The organism is Microbacterium umsixpiens (assembly GCF_053543675.1).
In genome coordinates this window covers 10,477-11,087 of the sequence record NZ_JBLVOH010000238.1, presented here as the reverse complement: position 1 = coordinate 11,087, position 611 = coordinate 10,477, and the positions used below count along the sequence as shown (strand labels likewise).

Below are 611 nucleotides of genomic sequence, written 5' to 3'. Positions count from 1 at the left end.
CGACGCGGCGGGTGCCGAGCTCGACGCCGTCGAGGCGGACTGGCTGCAGCGGGCCGCGGCATCCGACGAGCGCGCCTGGGTCGACGAGTTCGGTGCCGTGAGCGACAAGTCCGGTCTCGGGGTCGAGCGCAACCTCTTCCGCTACCGTCCGGTCGCAGTCGACGTGCGCATCGCCGAGAACGCCCCGCTGGTCGACGGCATCCGCGTGCTCGCCGCCGCCCTGCGCAGCGGCAGCCCGTTCACGGTGTCGGCTCCGGCCCTGCCCTCGCGCATCGAGAAGGCGCTTCGTGCGCACGGCGTCACCGTCAAGCACGAGTCGGATGCGGCCTGGACCAAGCGCTACGCGAAGGCAGCGAACTCGTGGCACCGCGTGCGTCTGGTCGGTGGCGACGCCGCAGCGCTGCACGAGGCGCTCGACGGAAGCCCCGATGTGGCGGTCTGGTCGCACGCCGTGACCGGTGCCGGTCGCGTCGAGATGCTGCCCTTCCTGCACGAGCAGGCCGTGTCGATCACGAACCACCGCTTCGGCAACCCGACCACGCTCGCCGACGGCGTGATCTGACCCGGGGCTGACCCGCAGCGCAACAGAGACGCACAACAGAGAAGCGGCC

At 71.7% G+C, this 611-nt stretch carries 1 pseudogene; it reads left to right on the top strand.

The window, feature by feature from the left end:
- Positions 1-562 (top strand): annotated as a pseudogene (locus ACNPM4_RS19905) (1-pyrroline-5-carboxylate dehydrogenase); the annotation flags it as partial.
- Between the last annotated feature and the right edge of the window lie 49 nt (positions 563-611).